The sequence below is a fragment of the Mammaliicoccus fleurettii genome, from assembly GCF_003970575.1.
Taxonomy (GTDB): domain Bacteria; phylum Bacillota; class Bacilli; order Staphylococcales; family Staphylococcaceae; genus Mammaliicoccus; species Mammaliicoccus fleurettii.
In genome coordinates, this window is sequence record NZ_RXWZ01000048.1 from 1 (window position 1) to 9,922 (window position 9,922).

Annotated in this window: 12 protein-coding genes; 2 read left to right on the forward strand and 10 right to left on the reverse strand. The window is 30.9% G+C overall.

The annotated features are described in order from the left end of the window. Positions 1-84 precede the first annotated feature (84 nt). The 10 genes from dxs to CD129_RS04140 form a co-directional block, all read right to left on the reverse strand. Positions 85-1,953 carry a 1-deoxy-D-xylulose-5-phosphate synthase gene (gene dxs / locus CD129_RS04095; RefSeq protein WP_115337405.1) on the reverse strand — a complete coding sequence of 623 codons (1,869 nt, stop codon included), beginning with the start codon at positions 1,951-1,953 and terminating at the stop codon, positions 85-87. A gap of 60 nt (positions 1,954-2,013) precedes the next feature. Continuing rightward, positions 2,014-2,892, reverse strand: coding sequence for a polyprenyl synthetase family protein (locus tag CD129_RS04100; protein ID WP_107510051.1), 879 nt, complete (start codon positions 2,890-2,892; stop codon positions 2,014-2,016). Continuing rightward, positions 2,873-3,064, reverse strand: a complete 192-nt coding sequence (xseB, locus tag CD129_RS04105) for an exodeoxyribonuclease VII small subunit (protein WP_237687672.1) — start codon at positions 3,062-3,064, stop codon at positions 2,873-2,875. The genes CD129_RS04100 and xseB overlap by 20 nt, the downstream gene beginning before the upstream one ends. Positions 3,065-3,095: 31 nt before the next feature. Further along, positions 3,096-4,421 (reverse strand): exodeoxyribonuclease VII large subunit, encoded by a 1,326-nt coding sequence (gene xseA / locus CD129_RS04110; RefSeq protein WP_115337404.1) that lies wholly within the window; start codon positions 4,419-4,421, stop codon positions 3,096-3,098. A 15-nt stretch (positions 4,422-4,436) separates the two neighbouring features. Beyond that, positions 4,437-4,826, reverse strand: coding sequence for a transcription antitermination factor NusB (nusB, locus tag CD129_RS04115; RefSeq protein ID WP_078356577.1), 390 nt, complete (start codon positions 4,824-4,826; stop codon positions 4,437-4,439). A gap of 58 nt (positions 4,827-4,884) precedes the next feature. Continuing rightward, positions 4,885-5,244, reverse strand: coding sequence for an Asp23/Gls24 family envelope stress response protein (locus CD129_RS04120; protein WP_078356576.1), 360 nt, complete (start codon positions 5,242-5,244; stop codon positions 4,885-4,887). A 12-nt stretch (positions 5,245-5,256) separates the two neighbouring features. Continuing rightward, positions 5,257-6,615, reverse strand: coding sequence for an acetyl-CoA carboxylase biotin carboxylase subunit (gene accC / locus CD129_RS04125; protein ID WP_115337403.1), 1,359 nt, complete (start codon positions 6,613-6,615; stop codon positions 5,257-5,259). 1 nt (position 6,616) lies between these two features. After that, the gene (accB, locus tag CD129_RS04130; RefSeq protein WP_078356574.1) at positions 6,617-7,066 is read right to left on the reverse strand and encodes an acetyl-CoA carboxylase biotin carboxyl carrier protein; all 450 of its coding nucleotides are present in this window, start codon (positions 7,064-7,066) and stop codon (positions 6,617-6,619) included. Between the two features lie 146 nt (positions 7,067-7,212). After that, positions 7,213-7,770, reverse strand: coding sequence for an elongation factor P (efp, locus tag CD129_RS04135; RefSeq protein ID WP_078356573.1), 558 nt, complete (start codon positions 7,768-7,770; stop codon positions 7,213-7,215). A gap of 25 nt (positions 7,771-7,795) precedes the next feature. After that, positions 7,796-8,851 carry a M24 family metallopeptidase gene (locus CD129_RS04140; protein ID WP_115337402.1) on the reverse strand — a complete coding sequence of 352 codons (1,056 nt, stop codon included), beginning with the start codon at positions 8,849-8,851 and terminating at the stop codon, positions 7,796-7,798. Between the two features lie 98 nt (positions 8,852-8,949). Between CD129_RS04140 and CD129_RS04145 the strand changes: the two genes are divergently transcribed. Then, the gene (locus tag CD129_RS04145) at positions 8,950-9,540 is read left to right on the forward strand and encodes a hypothetical protein (RefSeq protein ID WP_115337401.1); all 591 of its coding nucleotides are present in this window, start codon (positions 8,950-8,952) and stop codon (positions 9,538-9,540) included. Between the two features lie 55 nt (positions 9,541-9,595). Next, a complete protein-coding gene (locus CD129_RS04150) occupies positions 9,596-9,808 on the forward strand; it encodes an SA1362 family protein (protein WP_078356570.1) in 213 nt (70 codons plus the stop codon). The last annotated feature ends 114 nt before the right edge of the window (positions 9,809-9,922 follow it).

Here is a 9,922-nt window from a genome sequence, read left to right on the forward strand (position 1 = left end):
TGTAAGCGCTATTAATATATTAAAAGACGCTTTAGAACTACTAAAGCGTCACTTTCAATATAATTATTCATATGTTTATAAATATTATTTTATTAAAGATTTTGCAAGTGATTTAATTTTTGCTTTAGAGATACCTATATCTTCTAATAATAAATCTACATCACCATGTTCGATATATTCATTATCAATACCAATTCTACGTAATACATTCTTATAATCATGATCTTTTAAGAAAGTTGCTATTTGGCTACCCAATCCACCTGTTAACATTGATTCTTCTATCGTAATAATAGGCATAGACTCTTTACCTAATTCATGTAGCATTTCAAAGTCCATAGGCTTAATAAATCGTGCATTAATGACATTAACATTAATACCTTCTTTTAATAATTCATCTGCAATATCAGAAATGAAATTAACAGTTGGACCATAACTAATTAAAGATAAATTACTTCCTTTTCGTTCATACGTCCATGTGCCAATGTCTAAAATTTCATGTTCTTTAGTATCCCTTAGCATAGGAGCATTTCCACGAGGATATCTTATAGCCATAGGACCATGATCTGTTTTAAATGCTGTATTTACCATATCAATTGCTTCATTACCGTCTTTAGGCATCATAATAGTAAAATTCGGAAATTGACTTAAAAATCCAACATCGAACACACCTTGATGTGTTTCACCATCCGCACCTACAAGACCTGCTCTATCAACACCAAATAATACGTTTAAATTCTGTCTATCTACATCATGTAATAATTGATCATACGCACGTTGCATAAATGTTGAATAAATCGCTACATACGGTTTCATACCTTGAGTTGCTAATCCAGCTGCCATCGTAACGGCGTGTTGCTCGGCAATACCAACATCAAAAAATTGATCTGGTAATTCTTGCTGGAACTTAGTTAGTTTTGAACCTACTGGCATTGCAGGTGTAATAGCAACAACACGTTTGTCTTGTTTAGCGTACTCTAGAACTTGATTACTCATTAATGCACTCCAAGCTGGTCCTTCTTCATTACCTTTAATAACCTCACCAGTTTCAAGTTTATAGGGTCCAAGACCATGCCAAGTACCAATAGTATCTACTTCAGCAGGTTTATAGCCTTTACCTTTTTTAGTTACAACATGTATTAACACAGGTTTATTTATTTGTTTAGAGGTATTGATAGCTTCATCTAATTCTTTGAAATTATGGCCATCGACTGGTCCGATATATTTAATGCCTAATTCTTCAAAAAATATACCATCAACAACTAAATACTTTAAACTATCCTTTATTTTGTCTGCTGAAACTCTTAAACGATCTCCACCAGGAAGTCTATTCATAAAACTTTCAGCATCAAACTTAAACCTATTGTAGTTGTGATTTGTTCTAATTCTTCCAAACATATTATGCATAGCACCTACATTAGGCGCTATACTCATTTCATTATCGTTTAATATAATCGTTAAATTAGTTTTGTCATGTCCTATATGGTTCAGTGCTTCAAGTGCCATCCCACCTGTCAAAGCACCATCACCAATAACAGGTACAACATGATTTGTGTTTCCTAAAATATCACGTGCTTTTGCCATCCCCATAGCAGCTGATAATGAAGTAGAGCTATGCCCAGCTTCCCATACATCATGCCGAGACTCTTTCGTTTTAGGAAATCCACATAAACCTTTATATTGTCTTAAAGAATTGAATTCATGACCTCTACCAGTTAAAATTTTATGAATATAAGATTGGTGTCCAACATCCCATATAATTTTATCTATAGGACTATTAAAATGTTTATGCAAACTAAGCGTTAATTCAACCACACCTAAGTTAGCTCCAATATGTCCACCAGTTATTGAACATGTTTCTATTAAAAATTTTCTAATTTCACTGCTTAACTGTTCAAGTTCTTGATTGGATAAATCTTTGATAAAGGATGGATTTTTTATGATAGATACATCCATTGTTTAACCACCTTCAGCACTATTTCTTACGAAACGATCTAACGCTTTAGTTTACTATTTTTAATTTTCTCTATTTGCAAATAATTGAGTAAGTGATTTTAGTTCATCAATATTATATTTATCTTCTAATTGTTCAAGTAAATACAATGCTTGATTTACGTGTTGTTCTAAAGCAACTTTAGTATTTGTCTTACCTAAGAGTGAAACATAAGTACTTTTATTATTATTTTCATCGCTTCCAACTGATTTACCGATTTTATCAAAGTCACCTTCAATATCTAATAAATCATCTTTAATTTGAAAGATCAAACCTAACTCTTGGCTAAAAGAATCTAGTAATAAAAATGTTTTGCTATTAACTTTTGCTATTGTACAAGCAGCAACTACAGAGAAACGTATGAGTGCGCCAGTTTTATATCTATGAATTTTACGTAGAGTATCTAGTGATATTTCTTTATCTTCACTATCCATATCTAGTACTTGACCACCAACCATTCCTTGATGACCAGCTGATTCTGAAAGCAATCTAATAATTTTAACTTTTTCTTCTGATCCTAAATATGTATCTTTAGTAATAAGTTCGAATGCTTTAGTTAATAATGCATCTCCAGCAAGTATTGCAGTAGCATCTCCATAAACTTTATGATTTGTCTTCATACCACGTCTGAAATTATCATTATCCATAGCAGGTAAATCATCATGTATTAGAGAATAAGTATGTATCATTTCTAGTGCTTTCGCAGTTTCCATACCTTTTTTGATATCAATTTTAAGCATCGATAATGTCATTAAAAGTAAAACAGGTCTTATACGTTTACCACCAGCTGATAATGAATATCTCATGCTTTCTTCTAGCTTAGTTTCAACTACTGGATTAAGCTTTGTAGATTTTATAGCTTCATTAAATTTGTCTACATAATTATTCATGATCTGACTCATCTGAATCACCTTCTTTTTGAACAAGTTTATTTACTTTTTCTTCAGCTTCTTTAAGTTTCAATTCACATTTACTACTTAATTCGATTCCACGTTGATAAAGTTCAATAGATTCTTCTAATGAAATATTTTCTTCATCTAGTTTACCTACGACTTTTTCTAATTCAACCATCATTTCTTCAAAAGTTTGTTCTTTAGCCACATTGTCACCTAATTTCTTTTACATTAGCTTCTATTTTACCATCTTTTAAATTGATAGTAATGTCATCTTCTACATTTAAATCATCTTTACTTGTAATGATTTTATCATTTTTTTCAATTATTGAATAACCTCTAAGCATAATTTGCGTTGGACTCAGTGCATCTAATTGGGCCAACTTGCTTTTAAGTATTTGCTTTTTCTGTGTAATAATCCTGTTGATAAGCTGATTTTGCATAATATTTAATCTGTCATAATCCTGTCTATATTGTGTTGTTTTATTATAGATTGGAGCTATTCTCAATTTATTTTGCAATAGATCTATTTTATGTTTATTTTGTAAAATAGTTTGTTCTAAATTTCTAGTTAATTGTTTTTGATAATCGTCTAATTTCTGTGTTTCTTGATCATATAATAATGAAGGTGTCTTCAATTTATAATATGATGAGAGCTGCTTTAGTTTTTGTTTATCTTGTTGAATACTTTGAGTAACATGTTTTGTTAAATATTGACGAGCATTAGCAATTAGTTGATATAGTGCATTAATATCTGGTGTCGCTATCACAGCTGCTTGTGTTGGTGTAGCTGCTCTAACATCACTTACAAAATCACTTAAAGTGGTATCTGTTTCATGACCTACAGCAGAAATAATAGGTGTGGAACAGTTATAAATTGCTTCTACAACTTCCCTTTCATTAAAACTCCACAAATCTTCAATAGATCCACCACCACGACCAACGATAATAACATCAACGTCCATTGCGTCAGCTTGTTGTATATTGTTAATGATATTATCCTTAGCTTCTTTACCTTGTACTAGTGTGCTAATCAATACTTGCTCAGCAAGAGGATAGCGTTTGTCTAAGGTAGAACAAATATCTCTAATTGCTGCCCCAGTAGACGCAGTTAATACAGCTATTTTTCTAGGATACTTAGGAATATTTAGTTTATGTTCGCTATTAAAATATCCTTTTTCCATTAATTCTTTTTTTAGCGCTTCAAATTTCTCATATAAAAGTCCAACACCATCTAATTGCATCGATTGAACATATATTTGATACGATCCTCTAGATTCATATATACCAATACGTCCTTCAATTAACACTTGGTCGCCTTCTTTAGGTTCAAATGACAGTTGATTAGCATTTGACTTAAACATCATCGCACTTAATACACCTTTATCGTCTTTTAAAGCAAAATAAAGGTGTCCACTTGAATGTCTTTTGAAATTTGATATTTCACCCTTTATAAATACATTTTGTAAATGCGGATCTTGATCAAATTTATATTTGATATATTTTGTTATAGCTGTAACTGATAAATATTTATCCATTTATATCACTCTTTATTATTTTGATAAACTGCTTAATACACCGTTTATAAATTTATAATGATCGTCATCACTGTATATTTTGGCAATTTCAACTGCTTCATTAAAAATTACCTTCTGCGGTGTATCTGTATAATTTAATTCATATGATGCCATTCTTAAAATGATACGATCTGTTTTAAGCAGACGTTCTAATGTCCAATTTTTCAAATGAGGTTTGAATATTTCATCAAGCTCTTCTTTTTTGTCAGTGACTTCATTAACAAAATTCTTAACATATAAATATTGTTCACCTTTGAAATCATCAACTAAGTAGTTAATTGCTTCTTCTACCGTTAATTCTGTTTTATTATTTTCTAATTGATATAGTGTTTTAAAGACAAGTTCTCTTAATTCTGTTCTTTTCATATTCTTCTCCTTCAAAGAATAAGAGGATGCACGCATCCTCTTAATTAATCATTTTTTATTATTGGAAATGTATATTAACGATATGAACATTAACTTCTTTAGGAGTTAATGCAGTCATCGTATTTAATGCTTGTTTAATTTCTGATTGAACTTTTCGTGCAGTTTCAGAAATTTTTGTACCATAATCAAATGTACAATAAACATTAATATAGATGCCTTCATCTTTTATATCGACTTTTATACCTTTACCAAAATTCTTTTTCCCGAATTTTTCTAGGGAATTCTTATTAAAAACGGATTGCATATGAGATACACCTTTAATATCAGTAGTAGCAATACTCGCTATTACCTCAATTACTTCTGGTGCAATCTCGATTTTACCTAAAGAAGGCTTTTCATTCTCAATTGTTTTAGCCACTTGAATCCCTCCCTATTTATCTTCATTATTTATAATATCATGAATCTCTAGGAAATTGGTATTAAAATCACCTGATTCAAACACATCGTTTTCTAACAATCTTAAATGGAATGGGATAGTCGTATCAATGCCTGCAACTAAAAATTCTGTTAACGCTCTTTTACCTATTTGTATAGCTTCAGTTCGGTCTTTACCATGCACGATTAGTTTAGCTACCATTGAATCGTAATATGGCGGGATTGTATAACCTGTGTAACAAGCTGAATCTATTCGAACACCAAATCCTCCTGGTGTTAAATATTGATTAATTTTACCTGAAGAAGGCATAAATTTCTTAAATGGACTTTCAGCGTTAATTCTAAACTCGATTGCATGCCCATTTAAAGTAACTTCATCTTGTGTTAATGGTAAAGTTTCACCACTGGCAACTTTAAGTTGTAACTTAACTAAATCCATACCCGTAACCATCTCTGTTACTGGGTGTTCAACTTGAATACGTGTATTCATTTCCATAAAATAGAATGCTTCAGCATCTAAATCGTAAATAAACTCAATCGTCCCTGCGTTTTCATAATTAACAGCTTTTGCTGCTCTAATTGCCGCTTCACCCATTTCTTTTCTCATAACTTCTGAAAGAACTGGAGAAGGAGATTCTTCTACTAACTTTTGCATACGTCTTTGAATCGTACAATCACGTTCTCCTAGATGGATAACATTACCTTCCGAATCGCCCATTACTTGTATTTCTATATGTCTAAAGTTTTCGATGAATTTTTCTAAGTAAAGCCCTTTATTACCAAATGCTGTTTCAGCTTCTTGTTGAGTCATTCTAAATCCAGTTACAAGTTCTTCTTCATTTCGCGCTATTCGTATACCTTTACCACCACCACCGGCAGTTGCTTTAATTATTACAGGGTATCCAATTTGTTTAGCACATCTTTTTGCAATTTTAACTGTATCTACTAGACCTTCACTACCAGGTACAACAGGTACATCAGCTTTAATCATTTCTTCTTTAGCTACATCTTTTATACCCATTTTTTGTATCGATTGGTAACTAGGTCCAATAAATTTAATTTGGCACGCTTCACACATTTCAGCGAAGTCACTATTTTCAGCTAAGAAACCATATCCTGGATGGATGCCATCACATCCTGTTGATTTTGCTATTGAAATAATATTAGGTACATGTAAGTATGAATCTTTAGATTGTGTTGGTCCTACACAATAAGCTTCATCTGCAATTTGAGTATGTAATGCATCTTTATCAGCTTCTGAATAAATTGCAACTGTTTGTATGTCTAGCTCTCTACAAGCTCTAATGATTCTTACAGCTATTTCCCCTCTATTAGCAATTAATACTTTTTTCATATTATTTCACCTTGAATAACGGTTGGCCATACTCTACCATTTGTCCGTCTTCAACTAATATTTCAGTGATTTCTCCAGAAACCTCTGCTTGTATTTCATTAAATAGTTTCATAGCTTCTAAAATACAAACAGTTGAATCAGCATCAACATGTGAGCCTACTTGTACATACGGACCTTCGTCTGGAGATGGGGATTTATAAAATGTTCCTACCATTGGTGCATTAATAGTTAAACCACTTGGTGCCTCTGCTTCAACATTTTGTTGAGGAGAAGGTTGAGAAATTTGTTGTGGTTGTTCAGCAACTACGTTCGAAGTACCTTGGCTATAAATAATTTCTTGCTTAATTTCTTTTTTTAAAGTTAATTTAAAATCTTTATCATTAATGTCAATTTCAGTTAAAGAAGAATTGTCTAGTACATCAACTAATTCTTTAATTTGTTTTAAGTTCATTTGAAAATCTCCTTTTAAATTCTAATTCTTTACACTTCATACATTTTACTTTAGTGGTCATACCAATTCAAGAGATTTTAATATTTAATCAAAAATGACCAATAGAATTTATATCTATTGATCATTTTATCATTTATTCTTTCTGATTAACCTCTTGATACGTAACTACCATCAGTAGTGTTTATAACAAGTAAATCTCCTTCATTAACAAATAAAGGAACATTTAAACTGTAACCCGTTTCTACTGTCGCTTGTTTAGTTGCACCTGTAGCAGTATCACCTTTGATACCTGGTTCAGTTTCAGTTACTTGTAATGTTACTGTATTTGGTAATTCAATACCAATTGTTTCGCCTTCATAAGATTGAATATGAACTTCCATATTTTCTTTAATGAATTTAAGTTCGTATTCTAATCTTTCCTCTGGTAATTCTAATTGATCATAAGTTTCGTTATCCATAAATACATGGCTATCACCATTTGCATATAAATATTGCATGCGACTGTTTTCAATTTGAGCTTTTTCTACTTTTTCGCCAGCTCTGAAAGTTTTTTCTTGGATCGCACCAGTTCTTAAATTTCTTAATTTAGAACGAACAAAAGCTGCACCTTTGCCTGGTTTTACGTGTTGGAAATCTAATACTTTCCAAATCCCATTTTCAACTTTAATTGTTAAACCTGTTTTAAAATCATTAACTGAAATCATTCATTTTCCTCCCATTTATACCTTCTTATAAAATAATAAGGTCTTTTGAAGTTTTAGTAAAGCGTTGTAAGCCATTTTTTGTAACTAATACATCATCTTCTATTCTAACTCCACCTAATCCATCTATATATATACCTGGTTCTAATGTTATACACATATTTTCTTCAAGTACAATATCTGATTTTTGGGATAGTCCAGGTCCTTCATGCACCTCTAAGCCAATTCCATGCCCTAGAGAGTGACCAAACGCATCTCCATAACCATATCCTTTAATAATATCTCTCGCAATTGAATCTGCCTCTTTACCTGTCATACCTGGTTTAATTTGCTCTAAAGCAGCTAATTGAGCTTCTAATACAATATTATATATTTTTTTCATTTCTTTTTTCGGTTCACCTATCGCAAATGTTCTCGTCACATCACTTACATATCCTTCATATAGTGCACCATAATCTAATGTAATCATGTCACCATGTTCAATTACTTTATTACTTGCTACACCATGAGGTAGTGCACCACGATGACCTGAAGCAACTATTGTATCAAATGATGAACAAGTAGCCCCTTTACTTCTCATAAACATTTCCATTTCATTGTTTACTTCATTTTCAGTCATCCCTGGTTTAATCCATTTAAGGATATGTTCATATGTTTCATCTACTATATCAGCAGCTTTTTGAATTTGTTTAATTTCAAATTCATCTTTAATCATTCTAATCGTTTCAATTACACCTTCAATAGAAGAAAGCTCAACATTTTCTGTATTCAATGATTGATAAATATTATAAGTTATTAAATCAGCTTCAACACCAACTTTTTTATACTTACCTTGTTCAATTAATTCATTTATTTTTGCTAACATTGGACCTTCTTGATTTATAACTTCAAAATCTTTAGCTTGATCATTTGCTTGTTGAATATATCTAAAATCTGTAATTAATTGGGAATCATCTTGTGTAATTAACAGACTACCACTAGTACCAGTAAATCCAGAAAGATATCTACAGTTATATGGTGAAAGTATGACTACTGCATCTAATCCTTTTTGATTCATAACTTGTCTCAATTTATTAATTTTCATATTTATCCCCTTTCTATTTGTACAATAAATCTATATACATTAAAATAATAGCATAATACAATAAATTTTTCACAGTAAAACATTGGGAGTTAATAAACATGAGAAAAACAATAATAGCAATCATGGCAAGTTCAGTTGTATTATCAGCGTGTGGTAATGATAAAGTTCAACAACTAGAAGAAAAGAAATCAACATTAAAAAGCGATAATAGAAAACTTAAACAAGAAGTTCTAGATTTAGAAGATAAAAACAAAACATATAAACAAAAAGAATCGAGTATAGAAAGCTCAATAAAACAAACTAAAAAACAATCTACCAAACAATTTACAACTCAATATTTAAAATCATCAACTCGTTTTGTGAATGAAACTAAGACAAATATCTCGAGTTACAACAAAATCAAAAAAGATGTAACAACTAAGTTTAATGATGAAGATACAAAAAGTGAACTTGATAACATATATAATGATCAAAAGACTATTACAAATAAATATAAAGACGAAATGAAAGGGAAATCTATCCCGGAAGATTATAAAGATTTGCATAAAAGTATGCTAAAATTATCCAATGGAATCGAAAAAGTATTTAAAGATTTAAATGAAGCTTATAATAAGAAAGATAAAAAAGCAGTAGAAAAATCAATCAATCAGTTAAATAATTTAGACAAAAAAATAGGACAAATTAAGTGAGTACAAAGTTGATTTGTGCTATATTTAATAGACTAACAAATTAAGGTGAGATTCTATGAAAAATGTTTTATTTTATTTAATTATTGCAGTGGCACTATTCGGGTTAATTATGAACCTTGATTTCTTTATAATGGGATTTATTAGAATGATTATTTCACTCATAATATTTGGGTTAATCATTTATTTGATTTACTATTTCTTCTTCTTAACACCAGATCAAAGAAAATATAAGAAAGCTATGCGTAAACAAAAGCGTAGAAATAGATAAAAAAAGAGACCTCTGTGGTCTCTTTTCAGAGTGTCGACAAAGTCTTAGACTTTGCCGGCATTTTTTTATGCGCATGCTTTCCGCGGGCATGTTCTCAGCCTGTAGTCTTCGAAT